Source organism: Nostoc linckia z4 (assembly GCF_002608075.1).
Taxonomy (GTDB): Bacteria; Cyanobacteriota; Cyanobacteriia; order Cyanobacteriales; family Nostocaceae; genus Nostoc; species Nostoc linckia.
On the sequence record NZ_LAHA01000032.1, the window covers coordinates 1 to 20,660 of the forward strand.

At 40.5% G+C, this 20,660-nt stretch carries 15 protein-coding genes and 1 pseudogene; 9 read left to right on the forward strand and 7 right to left on the reverse strand.

Annotation, left to right across the window (positions count from 1 at the left end; translation table 11 throughout):
- Nucleotides 1-149: 149 nt before the first annotated feature.
- Nucleotides 150-713 (forward strand): annotated as a pseudogene (locus tag VF06_RS22835) (serine/threonine protein kinase); the annotation flags it as partial.
- Here the strand turns inward: VF06_RS22835 and VF06_RS22840 are convergent.
- Nucleotides 682-1,674, reverse strand: a complete 993-nt coding sequence (locus tag VF06_RS22840) for an SGNH/GDSL hydrolase family protein (protein ID WP_180267467.1) — start codon at nt 1,672-1,674, stop codon at nt 682-684. The pseudogene VF06_RS22835 and the gene VF06_RS22840 overlap by 32 nt on opposite strands.
- Nucleotides 1,675-2,651: 977 nt before the next feature.
- Between VF06_RS22840 and rbp the strand changes: the two genes are divergently transcribed.
- Nucleotides 2,652-2,954 carry an RNA-binding regulator gene (gene rbp, locus VF06_RS22845; RefSeq protein ID WP_099070300.1) on the forward strand — a complete coding sequence of 101 codons (303 nt, stop codon included), beginning with the start codon at nt 2,652-2,654 and terminating at the stop codon, nt 2,952-2,954.
- Nucleotides 2,955-3,336: 382 nt separating this feature from the next.
- Here rbp and VF06_RS22850 read toward each other — a convergent pair whose 3' ends face one another.
- Together VF06_RS22850 and VF06_RS22855 are read right to left on the reverse strand one after the other, a co-directional pair.
- On the reverse strand, nt 3,337-3,954 hold the full coding sequence (locus VF06_RS22850; RefSeq protein WP_099070299.1) for an NUDIX hydrolase: 618 nt from the start codon (nt 3,952-3,954) through the stop codon (nt 3,337-3,339).
- A gap of 195 nt (nt 3,955-4,149) precedes the next feature.
- Nucleotides 4,150-5,352 carry a phosphoglycerate kinase gene (locus VF06_RS22855; protein ID WP_099070298.1) on the reverse strand — a complete coding sequence of 401 codons (1,203 nt, stop codon included), beginning with the start codon at nt 5,350-5,352 and terminating at the stop codon, nt 4,150-4,152.
- Nucleotides 5,353-5,440: 88 nt separating this feature from the next.
- Between VF06_RS22855 and VF06_RS22860 the strand changes: the two genes are divergently transcribed.
- From VF06_RS22860 to VF06_RS22870, 3 genes are all read left to right on the forward strand, one after another.
- Nucleotides 5,441-5,848, forward strand: a complete 408-nt coding sequence (locus VF06_RS22860) for a universal stress protein (protein ID WP_099070297.1) — start codon at nt 5,441-5,443, stop codon at nt 5,846-5,848.
- 172 nt (nt 5,849-6,020) lie between these two features.
- A complete protein-coding gene (locus tag VF06_RS22865) occupies nt 6,021-6,626 on the forward strand; it encodes a Uma2 family endonuclease (RefSeq protein WP_099070296.1) in 606 nt (201 codons plus the stop codon).
- A gap of 283 nt (nt 6,627-6,909) precedes the next feature.
- Nucleotides 6,910-7,155 (forward strand): HNH endonuclease, encoded by a 246-nt coding sequence (locus VF06_RS22870; protein ID WP_099070295.1) that lies wholly within the window; start codon nt 6,910-6,912, stop codon nt 7,153-7,155.
- A 40-nt stretch (nt 7,156-7,195) separates the two neighbouring features.
- Here the strand turns inward: VF06_RS22870 and VF06_RS22875 are convergent, their stop codons facing one another.
- Nucleotides 7,196-9,925: a DUF3536 domain-containing protein gene (locus VF06_RS22875; protein ID WP_099070294.1), complete on the reverse strand. Its 2,730-nt coding sequence runs from the start codon at nt 9,923-9,925 to the stop codon at nt 7,196-7,198.
- Between the two features lie 583 nt (nt 9,926-10,508).
- On the opposite strand from VF06_RS22875, the gene cax reads away from it, so the two are divergent.
- Nucleotides 10,509-11,600 carry a calcium/proton exchanger gene (cax, locus tag VF06_RS22880; RefSeq protein ID WP_099070293.1) on the forward strand — a complete coding sequence of 364 codons (1,092 nt, stop codon included), beginning with the start codon at nt 10,509-10,511 and terminating at the stop codon, nt 11,598-11,600.
- 199 nt (nt 11,601-11,799) lie between these two features.
- On the forward strand, nt 11,800-12,990 hold the full coding sequence (locus tag VF06_RS22885; RefSeq protein ID WP_099070292.1) for a LeuA family protein: 1,191 nt from the start codon (nt 11,800-11,802) through the stop codon (nt 12,988-12,990).
- 150 nt (nt 12,991-13,140) lie between these two features.
- Here the strand turns inward: VF06_RS22885 and VF06_RS22890 are convergent, their stop codons facing one another.
- From VF06_RS22890 to petN, 3 genes are all read right to left on the reverse strand, one after another.
- Nucleotides 13,141-16,263: a GAF domain-containing sensor histidine kinase gene (locus VF06_RS22890; protein WP_099070291.1), complete on the reverse strand. Its 3,123-nt coding sequence runs from the start codon at nt 16,261-16,263 to the stop codon at nt 13,141-13,143.
- Nucleotides 16,264-16,892: 629 nt separating this feature from the next.
- Nucleotides 16,893-17,057: a hypothetical protein gene (locus tag VF06_RS41110; protein WP_099070290.1), complete on the reverse strand. Its 165-nt coding sequence runs from the start codon at nt 17,055-17,057 to the stop codon at nt 16,893-16,895.
- A 4-nt stretch (nt 17,058-17,061) separates the two neighbouring features.
- A complete protein-coding gene (gene petN / locus VF06_RS22900) occupies nt 17,062-17,151 on the reverse strand; it encodes a cytochrome b6-f complex subunit PetN (protein WP_012408302.1) in 90 nt (29 codons plus the stop codon).
- A 260-nt stretch (nt 17,152-17,411) separates the two neighbouring features.
- Here petN and VF06_RS22905 point away from each other — a divergent pair, with 260 nt between their 5' ends.
- Together VF06_RS22905 and VF06_RS22910 are read left to right on the forward strand one after the other, a co-directional pair.
- The gene (locus VF06_RS22905) at nt 17,412-19,295 is read left to right on the forward strand and encodes an ATP-binding protein (RefSeq protein ID WP_099070289.1); all 1,884 of its coding nucleotides are present in this window, start codon (nt 17,412-17,414) and stop codon (nt 19,293-19,295) included.
- A 30-nt stretch (nt 19,296-19,325) separates the two neighbouring features.
- A complete protein-coding gene (locus tag VF06_RS22910; protein WP_099070302.1) occupies nt 19,326-20,588 on the forward strand; it encodes a hybrid sensor histidine kinase/response regulator in 1,263 nt (420 codons plus the stop codon).
- Nucleotides 20,589-20,660: the final 72 nt, after the last annotated feature.

The following is a 20,660-nucleotide window of genomic DNA, read 5'->3' on the forward strand; positions in this document are numbered from 1 at the left end:
AGGATCGTGTCACCGCCAACCGCAGGATCGTGTCACCGCCAACCGCGGCGGCGACCGCAGCATTCAGCTGCGCCTGATTGCTCACATTGAAGACTGTCATTGTAATCCCCCGCAACACTAAGAACCGATCACCCCACTCCCCATTGGCTGAACAGCGAGGTAAAAATTTTACAGGACAGCCCATTGGACAAGTTTGGTATGGATTTGTCAGTGATAAACTCAGTGCTATCCTTTCGGGTAGTGCTTTCCAAAAACTTACTTTCGATCCCGGTGCTATTAGCAAAACAGTCAGTGGTACTCTAGAACCTGGTGGTGGAAAAGTTTTTATTGCCGAACTTGCCAAAGAACAATCTTTAGAATTAAAACTACAAGCAAATTCTCAAGTTTTGTTATCAGTTTATTCACCTACTGGCAAAATTAAATTTTTAGAAGATTCTACCCGACGTACTTTATCAACTCAGTTACCAGAAAACGGTTTTTATGAGTTTGTCGTTGTTTCCACAGCATCGAAATCATTAGATTATCAACTCAGCATCACAGCGCAAACTCCTACTACACCTCCATCTCCCACACCAACACCCACGGAAACACCCACGCCAACTCCCACGCCGACGCTAAGTCCAACACCAACTCCGACACCAACTCCCACAGAAACTTCTACACCCGAACCTATACCTACACCTAGTCCTGAGGTGACACCGGAAAGTAATTAATACAAATTCTGTATTTAGATTTTTCTACTTTTTTAACAGACTTGAAAATAGATTGAGTTTTTAAAACTGAAGCTGCATATTCCGCGATAACTTTATGACCGGCAGTTGTAGGATGGATGCTGTCCCAGAACAAAAAATTATTTGGGTCAGTCTTACAGTTCAATGATGGATAAGAAGCAGGTATAGTGATTAAAACTGAATTTCCTAAGCAAGAGTCGATAGTATTTGTAAAACCGTATTGTTGGGGATTAGCTAAAAGCTGGTTAAATAAAGAATTAACATCTAAAAAAATAATATTTATCTGATTTAGTTCTTGGCTTAAAGAATCGAGACTGTTGATTAACTCAACATTATATTCAGCAACCCAATCGTTAAGGAATTTAGACTTGGGACTATTTCTTGTACCCGGTAAATTTCCTAAATTAAATAAATTAGCTACCAGGATATTTTTAGCGCCAACACTGGCAAGACTACGCACAGCCATTAATATATTGGTAACAGATTCATTGGGATTTCCAAGATTGTGAGAGTCAAGGAAATCATTAGTACCGCCCCACACGATATAAAGTGCATTTGGATCGACTGATTTATTAACTGCTGTAAACTTATTAATTTGAGACAAAACTCCTGTTAAATATAAACCATGCACAGGAGGTATATTAATGTTATATAAGCCAGACTTAGCACCACCAACAGCAAAATTATCAGTGGAAGAGGGGTTTAAGCCCATATCTTCTGCCAGATATTCTACCCAGACTCGTCCATTAGAAAAGCGCCCATCTTTATATGGGTGAGGAGGAATACCTACAACCAATTCATTTCTTGTAATATTGTAAAAATTACCATTATCAGAATAACTGTCACCAAACACATAAATACGATCAAAATCAGCAGCAGTAGCCTTGAGTGTAAACATGGATGAAAATAAAACAAATACTGCTGTCAAAATTGGATTTTGCATAATATTTATTATTTAAAAAAATCAATTAATGTTATTTATGTTATGACAAAACACATTCTTATTTTTTAATATCATTATGGAAATTTTTAAGTCAATAAAAATGCAACAAACATAGTAAATTGTCAGGGCAGTGAACTATGTAAGTGTAAGTCCTGGTTTAAAAAAAATACTAAATTGCAGTCAAAGATAGTAACTTGGGCTGCAAGCATTGGTGACAAAATTAAGATAAAATTAATTTTGTCAATAGAAATTACACTATAAATTAACTGCTTAATAAAGTAATAAATTAAGTTGTGTACTGAATTTTGACTAAAAAATCAATGATGTTTTTAAATTTAAGGCCTAAGTGTAGCCCGCAGTAGGTATCACTAGCTTAAAAATTGTGTTTTCTACCCCAATTTCTTGCACAATTATAAGTACTATTGCTTATTGACTGAAGCCCAGTTGCGGTGGGTTCGGGAGTCGGGAAAGAGATAGCCCAAACCTTGGAGTAGGTTTTAAGCCAATACAGTTCATATAAGTAGAACGGTGTAAATAATTAAAGGTTTGTAGTGTACCCCTCCGGGGAAGCAAGCTACGCGTAGCGTCTCGTAGTAAGTACTTTAGTTTTCTAATCAGGACTAAAGTCCTTACTACGAACTAAATACAAAATTTTTTGCATTACTTAACATAGTTTAGTTTTTTCAAGTCGTTCTACTTAAGCTTGTTTTTCTTTCCCCTAACCCTATTAAGAGTTCCCAGTCCTCACAAAGAGACTTTTTCAGCAAGCCCTACATAAAATCAATTGTTTATATTACTTTATATAACAGGTTTCAAATTTCTTCCCTAAAATTTGTTTTTCGTGCAATCATGGGAGATGAGAGTTAGTTCGGTTAACTGCATTTGTTTTTAGTATTGACAGAGTTTTTGTTTTTGGTATTTACAAACTTTTCTCCGAAATCTAAATCTCTACATATTTATAATTTCGGAGACAATCCATGTCAGTTTATGTAGGCAATCTTTCTTACGAAGTTACAGAAGAAAGTCTCAATGCTGTGTTTGCAGAATATGGTTCTGTTAAGCGAATTCAGCTACCTACTGACCGTGAAACAGGTCGTTTACGCGGTTTTGGTTTTGTAGAAATGGGTACAGATGCTGAAGAAACAGCTGCCATTGATGCGCTTAATGGTGCAGAGTGGATGGGACGTGACCTAAAAGTCAATAAAGCCAAGCCCAGGGAAGAAAGAAGTTCCTTTGGCGGTAATCGGGGAGGATATGGTGGTTCTCGTAACCGCTACTAACCTTACCTTGATAAATTTAGCTCTATTGAGCTGACCTCATTAATCTAGCAAATTAATTTTATTTTGTAGTGGCTCAGGCAAAAAAGCTTGAGCCTTTTTGATATTTTTACTCATAAGTTTTAGGGACTTCCAAGTAAAAAAATATTCCACGGAAAAGTGTTAACTGTTGACAGTTGACGGTTGACACTCAGCAGTCAACGACCCCAACCGGAATAATTTATTTTTTGGAGTTCCCTTAGCCATCAACCGAATCATTGTCGGCTAAATCACCTACGATCAAGAATTTGTAGTCATGACTTTATTCATCAAGCTAGGACTTTTTTCTTCAGTTTGATTAGCCCGAAATTAGATCGCAATTACTGATTGTGCTGAAGGCTACTTGTTAATCAAAATCTGTTGGTAAATCTGGTTGGCGATAATGTTGGAAAAGTCTGGCGATTTGTGTCGGCGTCACCCGTCCAATAGAAAGTTCTGGTAACGCATCTTCAGGAAAAAAATCTACTGCTTCGGTTTCGATACTTGATGAGGGAGAACCACCAATAAGTTCGCATTTAAAAAACAACTTATAGACATAAAAAGGAAACGGTGGATGTCCCTGTTTATCTCTGTCATAAACTGCTAATAATTTAGTAGCACGTGTCTGATATCCAGATTCTTCATATACTTCTTTGACAACCACCTCACTGGGAGACTCGCCTACATCAGCCCATCCACCAGGTAAAGTCCATAAACCATCGGCTCTTTCTTTAACTAACAAAATAGTATCATCTCTAAAAATTGCTCCCCGGACATCAACTTTGGGAGTTGCATATCCTACTTCGCCGCTAAATAAATCAAGCAGATAGCTGTGTTCGACATTTGAGTAAGTCGCCATAATTTCTGTGGCGACCGCTCGTAATTGTTTATAGCGTTCGATATCATAAACACCTTCAGAATAGGTAAGACCATTTTGGGCGATCGCTTGTAACTTTTGCGACCATTCCAGCCATTTTGGTTCCATATTTTAGGGATTGGGAATTGGGGATTGGGCATGGGGCATGGGGGATGGTGAGTGAGGAGTGAGGAGTTAAGAGTTAGGAGTGAGGAGTTATTATTCTTCCTCATCTTCCTTGTCTCCCACCCTGTGGGTTCGCGCTAGCGTCTCCCAAAGAGAAGCTAAAGCTACATCTCCTAGTCCCCAGTCCCCAGTCCCTAATTACGCATCATCTAAAGCGGTGATACCGGGTAATTCCTTACCTTCAAGTAACTCCAAGCTAGCGCCGCCGCCGGTGGAGATGTGGCTCATTTGCTCGGCTAAACCAACTTTTTCCACAGCTGCCACGGAGTCGCCGCCGCCGATAATGGTGGTTGTGCCAGTTTTGCCAATTTCAGCAAGAGTGCGGGCGATGGCTTCTGTACCTACCGCAAACTTATCAAACTCAAACACGCCCATCGGCCCGTTCCAAATCACTGTTTTGGTATCTGCAAGTGCTTCTTGGAAAACTTTTACTGAATCTGGGCCAATGTCCAAACCCATACCATCAGCAGGGATATTCTCAATGCTGACAGTTGTCGCATTGGCATCGGGAGCAAATTTATCTGCCGATACGATATCTGTGGGTAACAGGAAGGTAACACCACGTTCCTTTGCTTTGGCTTCCAAAGACTTCGCTAGTTCTAGTTTGTCTTCTTCCACCAAGGACTTACCAACATTCAAACCACGGGCTTTGTAGAAGGTAAAAATCATCCCACCACCGATGATTAGCTTGTCGCACTTCTCCAGCAACGTTTCAATCACACCAATTTTGCTGGAAACTTTGGAACCACCGATAATTGCAGCCAAAGGACGCTGGGGATTTTCAATGGCATTTTGGAGATATTCCAATTCCTTCTCAACCAAATATCCAGCCACAGAAGGACTGAGAAATTTAGTCACGCCTTCAGTAGAAGCATGGGCGCGGTGTGCGGTACCAAAAGCATCATTTACATAAAAATCAGCGTTTGCAGCCAATTTTTTTGCAAATTCTGGGTCATTTTTCTCTTCTTCTTTGTAGAAACGGACATTTTCCAGTAACAGCACTTGCCCATTTTCCAGCGCTGCCACTTTAGCTGCAACTTCATCGCCAATGGAGTCATCAGTCTTCACAACTTCTTGCCCCAACAACTCAGAGAGACGCGCAGCCACTGGTGTCAGGCGCAATTTATCATCCACACCTTTGGGACGCCCAAAGTGGCTGACGAGAATCACCTTAGCTCCTTTCTCGATCAAATCTTGGATGGTTGGCAGAGCAGCCCGAATGCGAGTATCGTCTGCGATCTTACCTTCATCGTTCACAGGTACGTTAAAATCAACCCGTACCAAAGCGCGTTTTCCAGATATATCAGCCGCAGATAAACTTGCTAAACTTTTTTTGGACACAGCAAACTCTCCTGATTGCCTTTTTGTTATTGTTTTGAAAGTAGAACCATCCAGATTTTACCGGAGTCAGGGGTGCCAGGTGATAGAGATGTTTAAGACAGTACTATTTCCAATCGATCAAAGCCGGGAAACACGGGAAGCTGCTGACGTAGTTACCAACATTGTCCAAAAGTACGGTAGTCGCTTAGTGCTGCTGTCTGTGGTAGAAGAACCACCCGCAGATGCAGCTAGTGGAGATCCAATGATGTCGCCAGAGGTAGTTGCTAAATTGCTCCAAACTGCCCAATCTTTATTTTCTGAGCAAGGAATTCAATCCGAAGTTCTGGAAAGGCAAGGTAAACCGGCTTTTACCATCTGTGATGTCGCTGATGAAATCGGCGCAGATTTAATCATCATGGGTTGTCGGGGGCTAGGCTTGACTGAAGAGGGAGCGACTGATAGTGTCACCACTCGCGTCATAAATCTTTCCCCTTGCCCAGTGTTGATTGTGCCGTAAAAGCCGGTAGCGTGCGTTAACACAGGGTAACGCACCGCCGAAAATTTCTGGAAAAATTCTTGTTCATGGGTAATGTGGTATGTATTGCCAAAACCAAAGAACCCATAGCAGAAGTTGAGAATTCTGAATTCTTCTTCCATCAAAACAACTCGCCTTTAGGAGATTGACTTTCATGACACATATCTCCTCCAAAACCCTCACTTTTGAAGATTTCCTTTCCCAATACCGAGACAATCCCCGCTATGAATTAGCGGACGGAGAACTAATTGACATGGAACCCACAGGCCCCCATGAAACCGTGAGTGGCAAACTAGCAACTCAAATAGGGATTTACCTGGTTGCACAAAAATTGCCCTGGTTTATTCTTCGCACTTGTTTAATTTACCCCTTTGCAGATACAGCTACAGCGCGTCGTCCTGATGTTGTAGTTCTTGATGAAACCGTTCTCCACCGCGAACCCCTATGGGAACGAGAACCCGTAATTACTGTTGGACGCTCAATTAAACTGGTGGTGGAAGTTGTTAGTAGCAATTGGGAAACTGACTATGCCAGGAAAGTTGAGGAATATGCGCTGTTAGGCATTCCTGAATATTGGATTGCAGATTATCGAGGATTGGGTGGTGTGGCATTTATTGGAAAACCCAAACAACCTACTTTCACTGTTTGTCAATTAGTTGAAGACAGTTATATTCAACAACAATATCGGCTAAACCAATCAATTAATTCGCCGCTTTTTCCTGGATTTCATATTAGTTTAAATGACATTTTGCCTCATTAAAAGCATATCAGAAGACCCAATTACTTGCTTGGCGATCGCCTAAAATGTTGCCTCTGCCAATAGCCGAAATTGCGTCTCACTTTCTAAAAGTGCTACTTCTACTTTTCTATATTTTTATTGCGTTTACTTTATTTACAGCAATTTTCAGGTAAACAGACCACGCTTTAGGGGCGCAAAGCCTTGCGCCCCTACAACAGATGTGGTTCAAATAGAAAACAAACTGCTGTAATGTTAACAAGGAGGGAACTAAAAAACTAGATTGTTAAAAGTTAGTTCAATAATCATGAATAAAACTCCCCGCATTCCTATTCCGCCGGAAGTCAAAAAATATGTTTGGCAACGTGACAAATATCAATGCCGGAGTTGCGGTAAAACTGCAACAGAAACTAACCTGACCATTGACCATATCATTCCCCTGGCTCGTGGCGGTCAAAATGATATTAGCAATCTACAAACCCTGTGCTTTACCTGCAATCAGCAAAAAACCGATAGGATTGATCCCCGGTTTAGACGCCATTTTGATTTATAGCAATATGCGGTAAGGGCGAACAGATGTCCGCCCCTACATATTATGGGAACTGATTCAAAATCATACTGACATCAACCGCTAGCTTTTTGCCCAACTTCAGCAACTGTCGGCACTGATGAATATCTTCTTCATTGCTCAGGGTGGTAAGACACAAAGGTATTATCTGACTGTGCAGACAACTGAAATATAGTTCTTGGGATCGATGTAGAGAAATATCAATATTTAATTGATCCCCGATATCAATTAACCGATCTAACTGTTGGATATCTGCATTAAAACTACCGTTGGCATCGTGTAACAATTGCCAAAGCGATCGCACAATTAACTGTTCTAGTATCTGCTTGCCGTCGGGAATATTCAGCCGACAATGCAGATGTTTTGCTTCTGTGGCGATGGCCTCTAATTCTACTATGTGAGTCCAACGCATTTGCGGTTCGGTAATATCTTGTTCGAGCGATCGCAATGTCATCATACAGCGATGTCCCAAAGCGATCTCCGCCGCTACTTGCAATTCCTGTGGTACTGGTATTTCATCTCGATGGAACGCCATCAACACACCATAATTATCACGGTACACTTGGGTATAAAGTTGCCCTAAGCGTGTCAGTGTTTCCTGACTCAATAACCGCATAATTCTATGGCGTTCTTCTGCAAATAGATTTTCCAAGCTGAAAGTCTCTTCGCCGAACAACTGTGTCATTGCCAAGATGGTATGAGCTGCACTTGCTTGTTGCAGTGCGCTAAAGAGCTTTTCTTTTAATTGGGTGTAGTCACGCCGTCCAGTAAATTGTTGAATACAGCAGTGGAAATCCCAACCTCCCAAATGCAGAACCGCAAATACTAAATGTTCGCTTTCCCAGGTAATTTCTGATACTAGCTTCAAATTTCCCACAGCCAGAGTTAGCGATCCCATGCGTTGGAGTTGATAATCTAACTCATTGACGGCGTAGCAATAAACTCGCTTGGTGTGAGTACCCAGGGTTGAGTGGCCAGTACCTAGTGTGGATCCCTGATTTATAAACAACGAACTAATGGCATAATGGGCTGCTACTTGTTTAAAACCAAGTTGGGCTGTGAGTACCAGTTGGCGATAAATTTCCCCACCATGTTTGAATTGATCGACATTACTGGGGGCTAAACCAAGATGTTTGACGAAGTCTTTTTCCAACTGCACCCCTGCTACTTCTCCCGCTAATTCCAAAGCACGGGCGGCGTAGCGGAGAATCTGCGTACCTTCTGGACGGGAAATTTCTTCAAAAAACCAGCCACAACTGGTGAACATCAACAAAGCATGACGTTGCATTTCCAACAAACGCAGGGCGTCTACTTGTTCGGCGGCCGTTAGTTTGTGGGTTTGATGGCGAGAGAGAAAACGGTTGACATTGGCAGAAGAGCGATCGCGTATCACTTGAATATATTCATCCCGTGCTAACCAGGGATCGCGAAATAACTGTCTGCCATATTCCTCATACACTTCAATTAGTTGATCCCGCAGCCAATTCAGGGCATCCCGCAATGGACGACGCCATTTTTGATGCCAAACACCACCTTCTCCACCGCAACCACAGTTATCTTGCCATCTGTCTACACCGTGGGCACAACTCCAGGCTGTGACTGGCTTTAATTCAACTTCCCAAGTCGGAGGATTTAAACTCAGGTAGTGGGCAAAGTTAGTCACTGTCCAACCTTGTTGTGGGAATTCCGTTGTAAAGGCGTAGGCTAAGGTTTTTTCAGTTCCTTTCTTGTGATGTCCGAAGGTTTCGCCATCTGTGGCCACAGATATCAACTGTGCAGGACGATGATCCCCACGCACCGCCGAACCGATACGTCCAGCAAAGCGATTGGAACTATAAACCACATCACTAAAACCCATGTCCCGCGATATCGGGCCATCGTAAAAGAAGATATCAATGTAGGGAGAATCGGCAGTGGAAACTGGGGAGTGGGAAGTACTACCATTCCCTACTCCCGACTCCCTAGTTCCCTCTTTGATCGCACTCAAAGGTGAAGATGAAGTGTCTAATGTAGGCTTCAAATAACAACGATAAGGACGGGTGGGATCGATTTGACTACCACCGACTTCGTACCATTCTGGATTGGGACGATCCTTAGTTGGGAAAGAACGACAGCGCTGTGCCTGAGACGGTGCAAGGATAACGAAGCGAATACCTTCAGCAACTAAAGCTTCTAGAGTGGGGTAGTCCACACCGGTTTCTGCTAACCACATACCTTCGGGATCGCGTCCAAACCGGGAACGAAAGTCTTCTTTACCCCAGCGAATTTGGGTATATTTGTCGCGTTCGTTCGCCAGAGGCATGATGATGTGATTGTATACTTGCGCGATCGCATTTCCGTGACCATGCAAACGTTGACTACTTTTGACATCAGCCTCCAAAATCCGCTGATAAACCTCCACATCGTGGCGTTCTAGCCACGACATCAGCGTTGGGCCAATATTAAAACTAAAATACTCATAATTATTGACGATCCCCATCACTTCGCCTCGGTCATTTAAGACTCTGGCAAAAGCATTTGGACGATAGCATTCCCAATGAATCCGCTCATTCCAGTCATGGAAAGGTGCAGCGCTCGGTTGGCGTTCAATCGCGTCCAGATAAGGATTTTCCCTCGGTGGCTGATAAAAATGACCATGCACCGTCACATAAACACCATGAGCCGTTCTCAGGGGATCGCTCTCGTGAATGTTCTTAGAATCTGAATGTGTTAACGTTGAGCCAGAGTTAGCTGGCATTTGTGCAGCAGAAGTCATGTATATATATCCAAAACAAAAAACTCGCAGTTGCACCGATAAATTTTGTGCATAAACCTTTCTTCAATGCTTTGAACACAAAATCCGGTATAAACAACAACTATGAAATACAACCAAATTTTTGAGAAAACGGTCTTATTGTAGTGGGAAATCTGCGTTATCGCACAGCCCTTTTCCCGAAGGCTTCCAGTAATTAGCCATTTAACAACGCCTCAGTTAGGGGTTTTCTCTTTGGCAGTGCCAATAAAAAACTTAATTGTCTTTTAATATATTAAACCCAATTTTTGGTGTAATGGTCTGAATCCATTTCATACTTTTGCAACGAAGGGTTACGAAAACTTCTTAAATGGCAACATTATTTTACATAACATGCACAGAAGTGAACTGAAAACAGTAAAATCTCTGAATTGGTCTATAGATGCTTGAGAGTATCCTATGGGAGTGATGAGTGGTAGATGGGAATTCCCCACTTATTGATTCTGAATTCTGAATTCTGAATTCTGAATTCTTGTTCAATCCAACACTCAAAATTTAAAATTTAGGACTACCCGCTGTGCATGATACCCTCGACTCAAAGCAACAAATGTCAACTAAAAACATTATTTTTCTCGTTTTATTACTGTTTATCCCGGTTTCTCTGGCGGCCCACTTTCTGGAGTGGGGAGAATTGATAGTTTTCATTACAGCTGGATTAGCCATTTTGCCTTTAGCGGCTTGGATGGGAACAGCCACAGAAGAAATTGCTGTGGTGGTGGGGCCATCATTAGGGGGGTTATTAAACGCCACCTTTGGTAATGCTACAGAACTCATCATCGCTTTGGTGGCGTTGAAGGCTGGTTTGATAGATGTAGTCAAAGCCAGTATTACGGGATCGATAATCGGTAACCTACTGCTGGTGATGGGTCTTTCTATGCTGTTGGGAGGACTGCGTTACAAAGAACAAACATTTCAGCCTATTGTAGCGCGAGTGAATGCTGCTTCGATGAATTTGGCTGTGATTGCCATTTTGTTGCCCACAGCCATGAACTACACCGCTACAGGAGTTCAGGAACAAACGCTGCAATATCTTTCTGTTGCTGTTGCGGTAGTATTAATCCTAGTTTACGCCTTAACGCTGCTGTTTTCTATGAAAACTCACACATATTTGTATGACGTAGGTGTAGCAGACGCAGAAGAAGAGGAAATTTCCCATAGTAAACCTAATGTTGCGTTGTGGGTCGGTGTGCTGCTAGTATGCACCTTGTTAGTAGCATTTGAATCAGAAATGCTGGTGGATTCTCTAGAAGTGGCTACATCCCAGCTGGGTTTGACATCATTGTTTACAGGGGTAATTTTAGTTCCCATCATTGGTAACGCTGCTGAACATGCCACAGCAGTCACCGTTGCAATGAAAGATAAAATGGATCTTTCCCTTTCTGTGGCTGTGGGATCGAGTATGCAGATTGCCCTATTTGTCGCGCCTGTGTTGGTGATTGCAGGATTGCTCTTTGGTCAGCCGATGGATTTGGATTTCAAACCTTTTGAATTAGTGGCTGTGGTTGTGTCAGTGTTGATTGCCAATACCATTAGTTCTGATGGTAGGTCTAATTGGCTGGAAGGCACTTTATTATTAGCTGCTTATACTGTGTTGGGGTTTGCCTTTTACTTCCACCCAGTTATCGATGGAATAGGGTAGTTAGAACTTACTTACAAGCGATCGCTCTTAATAATAGGTAATTAGTTAGTCTAATTACCTATTTTTATAGTTTTTTTGAGGAATTTGTATAGCCAATTACATTTTTGCTGGAAATTAATGCACTGTGGGATTCAAGGCTTAGTATAATCAACCACAGAGAAAACAAGAGTGAAAATTTGTTCCTAAATTTATAGAAGAGATGATTCAAATTCTGGATTCTACTTTGAGAGAAGGGGAACAAACTCCAGGAGTTTATTTTCCTCCTGAGATCAAGTTAGCGATCGCTCAGTTTTTAGACTGCATAGGAGTTGATATTATTGAAGCTGGCAATCCTGCGGTAGATCGGGAAATTGCCTTAGCCATCGGCCTGATTGCCAATGCTGGTTTAAAAGCCAAAATAGGCGCTCATTGTCTTTGTCGAAAAGATGATGTGAAAAAAGCCCTAGAGTGTGGCGTCAATTTTTTAGGTATCTTTTTTAGCGTTTCCGAACAACGATTGCAACAGGATTATGATATTGGTCTAGAAAAAGCTATAGAAAAAATTGTTGAAGTTATAGCTTTTGCCAGAGAGCAGCAAGAAAACTTAGTAATTCGTTATACTCCAGAAGATACAGTGCGATCGCCGATGGAAAACGTCATTGCCGCAGCGATGGCAGCAGTCCGAGCCGGAGCTAATATCATTAGCATAGCTGATACAACTGGATACACAACACCATTTGCTAGAAATCGCAGTATTTCTTATTATGTGAAAACTCTTAAAGAAGAATTCGCCAGAGAAAATTTATATCCCAAAATCGAAATTCATTGTCATAACGATCGCGGTTTAGCCTTAGCAAATGCTCTAGATGCTTACAAGGCAGGAGCAGATATTATTGATGTCACTGTTATGGGGCTAGGGGAACGTTCTGGCATTGTGGATTTAGCAGAATTACTGATAAATTTAACAGATATAATTGAAGAAAAACCTTCTTGGAATTTGAGCTATTTAAAGGAATTATATGATTTTGTCAGCGAACATTCCCACATATCTATTTCTCCTCATCATCCCTTAGTGGGAAAAAATGCTTTTACTCACTATGCGGGTGTTCATGTCAATGCCGTCGCCAAAGATGAAAGGCTTTATCAAAGTTTAAATCCAGAAATTTTCGGAATTAAAAGTAGTTTAGCATTGGGGATGCAATCAGGATATATTGCTGTTAAACTAGCTCTCAAACAAATTGGTAGAGAAGAACTGATTGAAAACCAAGACTTAGTGATTAAGATTTTCCAAAAAATAAAAGAAATTGCTAAAAGAGGAACTCCAATTGATATTGAAAAGGAATTACCAGCAATTGTGGAGTATTGCACTGCTAGCCAAATAACTGGTGAAATTTGTTCAGTTTCTGGTTAAGCTGATATAATTTTGAATTTTGGATTTGGGATTGATATTGTTTCATAAAACAACAATATTGGCATCATAACATTTCACCAAAATACTGAATCATCAATTCTGTTAGCCTAGCTGATTCTGAATTCTGAGTTCTGAATTCTGTATTCTGCTTCAATTAACTCTCTGTTTCATGGGAATTTCGATCCAGAATTCACAGCCCTTACCAGCCTCAGAAATACATTTGATATTACCACCATGTTTTTCCACAATAATTTGATAGCTAATGGATAGCCCCAAACCAGTACCCTGACCGGGTTGCTTAGTAGTGAAGAAAGGCTCAAAAATGCGCGATCGCACTATTTCTGGAATACCACAACCATTGTCTGCAATGCAAATGATAATAGTATTCGATTCTTGAACTTTTGTGCGAATCCATATTTTGGGCTTGTCAATTATTTGACCAAGATTTACTGCATGTTCTAGAGCATCGATGGCATTATTGAGAATATTCATAAATACTTGATTCATCTGCGCTGCATAGCAGACTACTGGAGGTAAACCACCATATTCTCTAATTATTTCAATGGCAAAAGAATTAGTTTTTTGTTGCAATCGGTGTTGTAAAATCAACAAAGTACTATCAATACCTTCATGCAAATCAACGGGTTTCATTTCGGCTTCATCAAGTCGAGAAAAACTCCGTAAAGATAATACCAACTGAGAAATTCGTTCTGCCCCCATTGTCATGGAAGTGAGAATTTTTGGTAAGTCATCGGCAATAAAATCTAAATCGATTTCTGCTGCTTGCTTTTGAATTTCTGCTGTTATTTGTGGATATTCTTTGTCATAAAGGTGGAGTAATTTTAATAAACTTCCTGCATGTTCGCTAACATAAGTGATATTGCCGTAAATAAAACTAATGGGATTGTTAATTTCATGGGCAATTCCAGCAACTAATTGCCCTAAACCTGCCATTTTTTCACTTTGAATCAACTGGCTTTGGGTTTGCTGCAATTCTTTCAAAGTCTGGGCGAGTTCTTCTTTTTGACGTTGAGTTTGTTCGAGTAATTCCGCTTGTTGAAGTCCGACTCCTAACTGAGTGCCAATTTGCATCAGTAAATCTACTTCATCTTCTTGCCAATCACGGGGCTTGGTATTTTGATATGCTGCTAGTAATCCCCAGAGTTTCTCACCCTGAAAAATCGGCACAATCATATATGCCCTAGCTTTAATTAGTTCGATTAAGGCAATATCAGACACAGAATAATTAGTCTTGTAAATATCCTTAATTACAAGTATTTGACCATTGGCAAAGTCTCCACCTTGGGTATTTTGCAAGTAATCGTCTGCGTAGACCGTTGTAGACATTACATTTACAAGTTCCTTCACTGATATCCAATCTTGGGCTAAAGACTCAGCAACAAATTCGCCACTCCAATCAGTCCGGAATCGATAGATTGTGACTCTATCGACTTCTAATAGTCGTCGGACTTCTGCTGTGCTGGTAGCAAAGATAGTGTCAATATCAAGAGATTGGCGAATTTTCTCCACCGTTGCAGCTAAGGCTTTCTCTCTTTCAGCAGCTTTAGCCAACTTTTGGGCTTGTACTTGCACTTGTTTTAAGGATTCAGCTTGCTGTAATGCTACCCCCAATTGCACCCCGACTTGCGCCAGTAAGTTAATTTCCTCGTCTTGCCAATAACGGGGTTGGGAGTTTTGATAAGCTACCAACAATCCCCAAAGCTTCTCCCCTTGAGAAATAGGAACAAAAACTTCATTACGTGCATACTTACCTGCTTGGGTTCCTTGCAGTAGAACGCCTTCCGTCACAGGCTGGGGCTTAACCATTGGCGTCCAGCCATCAACAATGGAATCAGCAACAAATTCACCACTCCAATCAGGATAAAAACGATAAATTGCCACTCGTTCTACTTCTAATAACCTTCGTACTTCTTGGGTAGTGGTTTTAAAAATAGCTTCTATTTCAAGTGACTGGCGAATTTTTTCTACTGTGTTTGCTAAAGCTCTTTGTCTTTCAGCAGCTTTACTGATTTGTGCTGCTTGGAGTTGCATTTGTTGTAAAAATTCGGCTTGCTGTAAAGCTACACCTAATTGGGTACTAACTTGGGTGAGCAAGTAAACTTCATCTTCTTGCCAATGGCGAGTTACCGAGTTTTGGTATACTGCTAGCAAGCCCCAAAGCTTTTGACCGTGGTAAATAGCAATAATCGCATAAGCTCTTGCTTGATAAGTTTCTAAAATTTTAATGTAGCATTTGCTAAAGCCTGCATTGTAAATATCATTACAAAGACGGTATACTTCACTTCTAGTAAATCGACCGCCTGCTGTTTCTTGTAAGTAAGTATCGGCAACTGGGGGTTTAGCTAAATCTTTAGCACTACATTCGCTGACATTTGCGCTCAATTCTGGCCGATGCAATTGCTCATCTATCAGCGAGATCCAACCTTCTGCCACTGATTCAAAGACAAATTTACCACTCCAATCTGGATTAAAGCGATAAATGGCGACGCGATCGGCATTTAGCAACTGTCTGAGTTCTGCGGTGCTGGTGCGGAAAATGCTTTCCAAGTCCAGGGACTGGCGAATTTTCTCAATAGTTATGGCTATAGTTCTCTGCCATTCTGCTGCTTTTTCTTTAGCTTTGGCTTGTGCTAGTTCTGCCGATTGTAGTTTGACTTGCTCTAGGTAATCTGCTTGTTGCAAAGCTACTCCCAGATGTTCGGCAATCAGTTGCACAAACTCAATTTCAGATGCTTCCCATTGTCGAGAACTATGACACTGATGAATACACAACAATCCCCATAAATCTTTTCCTTTCAACAAAGGAGCAACAATATTGGCGCGTACCTGAAATTTCTCCAAAATCTCGATATAGCAATGACTGGCGTCTACTTGATAAATATCATCTGTTGCTTTAATTCGACCTTGCTGATACAGCGGTGCAAAATCTTCAGCAAAGCAGTGATCCCGGACTTTGGCTGCTAGTGCTGAACTAAATTCACTTCCGACATCTTCGTAGATAAATTCTCCTTCCCATGCCAAATCAGGATAAAAACGAAATACACCGACTCGATCGCTTTTTAGAAGCTGGCGCACTTCAGTAACAGTAATTTTAAAAATGGCGTTTATATCTAAAGATTCACGAATTCGGGCAATAACTCCAGACAAAGCTTGTTGTTGCTCATTCTGGCGCAAGGAAAATCCCACATCACAATGAGATTGTTGCTGTTGTGAATTTGGTTGTATGGGTTGAATAATAGAGGAGTTTTCCATTCCCTGGGGAATTTTAAATATTCAAAGTTCTCAATATCATAGTTCCCTCAACCATCGCAAACGTAACAATTAAGTAAAACAGTGTAAATAAACTAAAGTATGTAACAAAAAGTAAAATTGACTCAAACTGCCTTTGCTTATGCCTTCTGTTCTCTGACTTCTGTCTTGTTGTAACGATAAATATTTCTGCTTACCTAGCTTCAAAATAGGGAGTAGGGCAAAGAACTATTTTCATGTTTAGTGGTAAGATTTTCTCGTGATTAGCTAGCTAGAAAATACTACTTCGACCAATATCAATGTAGATATCCCAATGCCCATTTTCATCTGTATTAATGTACACAATTGATGATGTCTACTTATTTGAGTAAAAGAGACTGGAAATTTCGGAAAAAAGAGAAAAATTATGAGATTTATTCTCAGTTTCTAGCAATTTTTATTACTCAGTAAGCGAGTAACTAAAAAAATCATCGCGGGAGATTCACGAAACGCAGCGAAAAAACTCCGAAAAAGAAGCAACTAGTCAACAGTAGCAATGGAATATTTTTTTACTTGCAAGTCCCTAAATAAAATAATGTAGGGACGCGATATTGTCATGTCCCTACAAAAAAGATTTTTTAACTACCAGGGGATCATCGCCGCTTGGGAGTAGTGCTGCGAGTGATACGTTTTTCTTCTTCTCGACGACGGCGATCGCGCCAATCTGTTACGGTCAAATAACCAATACCACCTGTTACTGCTACCAGCAGCACTACGGCAATTAAAGCCAAAATACTCAGGAATGGAGTTTCTACCATACCTCTACAGTCCGTTACGTCCCCAGACTACCATTGCAATTGACCAAGTGAACACGACTAGCAGTGATACCCAGCCCAGTGTCAAAATTTCCATAGTCCCGCTTTTCAAATCATTACAAAAGGTTTCTAATGTTTATCATACAGGGATTGGGCGGGCTGAGATTTTTTTATCGATGATGTTGTCAGTTTTGTGGGCGATGGCTTTCTCTCATAGCATCTCCAATGAGATACTGAGTAATTTTAAGTAATCATGAACACAACTGTAAAAAACTAGCGATCGCGCTGTTATATTCTTTGTCTTGGGAATATTAGGGTTACGTCCATATATTTGAAGTTTTGCAAACCCTAGTATCAATGCTGACTTTTCTTAGCTACGCTTTCAACTCCGACGGTTTTATTCCCCACGGACATTGCTATCTGTGGAAAACGGGATTAGTTTGGCTGCATATTATTTCTGATGCTACCATCGCTTTTGCTTATTATTCAATTCCATTTTTATTAATTTATTTTATTTTAAAACGCCAAGACGTGCCTTTTAATGGAGTCTTTGTATTATTCGGTGCTTTTATCATTGCCTGCGGTACCGGACATTTAATGGATATTTGGACGCTTTGGCATCCAGATTATTGGATTTCAGGCTCTCTAAAAGCTGTAACTGCGATTATTTCTATATACACGGCGTTTGCCTTAATTTCTCTGATGCCTCAAGCCCTGATGTTACCAAGTCCAGCCCAGTTAGAAGCTATCAATCGAGCGCTTTCCACTGAAATTGTAGAGCGTAAACGCATTGAGCAAGAACTACGCAAAGCTGAAGAAGTCGCTCAAAATTCCAGTCAGGCAAAAAGTGAATTTCTGGCGAATATGAGTCATGAACTACGTACACCCTTAAATGGCATCTTGGGTTATACACAAATCCTCCAACGCACAGAATCTTTGACTGAAAAAGGACGCAAAGGATTAGGTGTTATTTATCAATGTGGTTCTCATCTTTTAACGCTGATTAATGATGTCCTCGATCTTTCCAAAATCGAAGCTCGCAAACTCGAATTGCATCCTATTGATTTTTATTTGCCTGCCTTTATTGATAGCGTCACTGAAATTTGCCGCATCCGTGCAGAACAAAAGGTCATTGCCTTTGAAGTGCAACTCGATCCCGATTTGCCAACGGGTATTCATGGTGATGAAAAACGCTTACGCCAAGTACTAATTAATTTACTTAGTAATGCAATTAAATTTACCGAACAAGGCAGCGTCACTTTTAAAGTTCAGGTCACTGGTAGAGAATCGGATAATGGCAAAACTAACTACAAAATTTGCTTTCAGGTAATAGATACTGGCACTGGTATAAAACCGGAACAAGCCGAGAAAATCTTCCAGCCCTTTGAGCAAGTGGGAAATCAAAAACGACAATCTGAAGGCACGGGTTTGGGATTAGCAATTAGTCAAAAAATTGTTTTGTTGATGGGCGGTCAAATTCAGGTGCAAAGTACCTTAGGCAAAGGTAGCACTTTCTGGTTTGAAGCAAAATTCCCAGAATCTAAAGACTGGGCCAAAGTTTCCAGAATGATTGACCAAGGAACAATTATTGGTTATTTAGGACAAAGACGCACGATTTTGATTGCAGATGATAAATGGGAAAATCGCTCGGTAATTTTAAATTTACTAGAGCCAGTTGGGTTTACGGTTATTGAAGCTAGTCAAGGTGAGGAAGCATGGGAAAAGGTTCTAGCCCACAAACCAGACTTGATTATCACTGACTTAGTGATGCCGATATTAGATGGATTTGGCTTCATTAATCGTTTGCGTCAGTGGGAGCAATTTCAAAAAATTCCGATTATTGCTTCTTCTGCCAGTGTGTTTGCCATCGACCAGCACAAGAGTATTGACGTTGGTGCAGATGCATTTCTACCAAAGCCTGTGGAAGCTGAGGTTTTATTAGAAATGCTGCGAAAAATTTTTCAATTACAATGGATTTTTGACGAGAAAGTAAACGCAAGTAAAAACAATAATTCCACTGATTTTGAAAAATCTGGTGATACGATTATTCCAAACAAAGAGATTTTATTAGAATTGTTTGAATTAGTTCAGGATGGTGATATTCAAAATATTTTAGAGTTGTCAAATCAACTATCATTATCTGATGATAGACTTAAAGTTTTTACTCAACATATTGTCCAGCTTGCTAGTAATTTCCAACTCAAACGCTTGGCAAATTTTATCGAGCAATATATAAACTAATTGTATTTAAATTGTGATTTAAAATCTGCCATGAACAAAAAATCAAATACTGGATTTATTTTAATTGTGGATGATAATCCGACAAATTTATCTGTTTTATGTGAAGCCCTCAATAGTGAGGGATTTCGTTTCCGTGTTGCAGTGGATGGAGAAAGTGCGATCGCTCAAGTTGAACGCAATCAACCAGAGTTAATTTTACTGGATGTACAAATGCCTGGGATTGACGGATTTGAAACTTGTCGCCGCTTGAAAACTAATCCTGTTACTCAAAACATTCCGATTATTTTCACCACTGCCTTAGCAGATACCGACAGCAAAACTAAGGGATTTTCCCTTGGTGCGGTAGACTATATCCCGAAACCCTTTGCACAAGAGGAAGTTATTGCTAGAGTGCGCGTGCATTTACAACTCAAACAATTGAATGAATCTTTGGAACAACAAGTTAGCGATCGCACCAAGGCTTTACAACAAGCACAAGTACAACTAGTGCAACAAGAAAAATTATCAACACTGGGAGAGTTAGTTGCTGGTATCGGTCATGAAATCAATAACCCCGTTAACTTTATTTCCAGCAATATTCCACCTTTGCAAGAATACATTGAAGCAATCACCGAGTTACTCTTAGTGTATCAACAAGAGTATCCAAAACCAACAACTAAGATTACTAGTGTTATTGAAAACTTAGATTTAGATTTTATTCTCGAAGATATCAAAAAAATCTTGAATTCATTGGAAATCGGAAGCGAACGAATTCGTAACCTTTCTAATTCACTCCGCAACTTCTCTCGTTCGGATAGCGATGCCAAAATATCTGCTGATTTGCACCAAGGACTAGATAGCACACTCATGATTTTGCAACACCGTCTCAAGGCTAATAGCCAACGCCAACAGATTGCAGTTATTAAAAATTATGGAGTACTACCACAAGTAAACTGTTATTTAGGGCAGATGAATCAAGTATTTATGAATATTCTGGCAAACGCGGTTGATGCCCTAGATGAAGCTATAATTCAAGGCAAAATCAGCGATGTAACTCCTCAGATTAAAATTGCAACCAGCATAGAATCTGAACAATTCGCCGTAATTCGGATTGCTGACAATGGTATTGGTATTCCCGAACGGTTGAAAAAACGCTTATTTGAACCGTTATTTACTACAAAAAGTGTTGGTAAAGGTACTGGACTTGGTTTATCCATTGCCCATGAAATAGTTGTCCAAAAACACAAAGGTGTATTGGATGTCAACTCTCAATCAGGTATGGGAACTGAATTTATTATCAAAATTCCCATATAAAAATCTGATTCAGGGAACAGGGAAAAGGGAGTAGAAGTTTACTGATTTTTTCTTCAAACCAAATATGAGTTT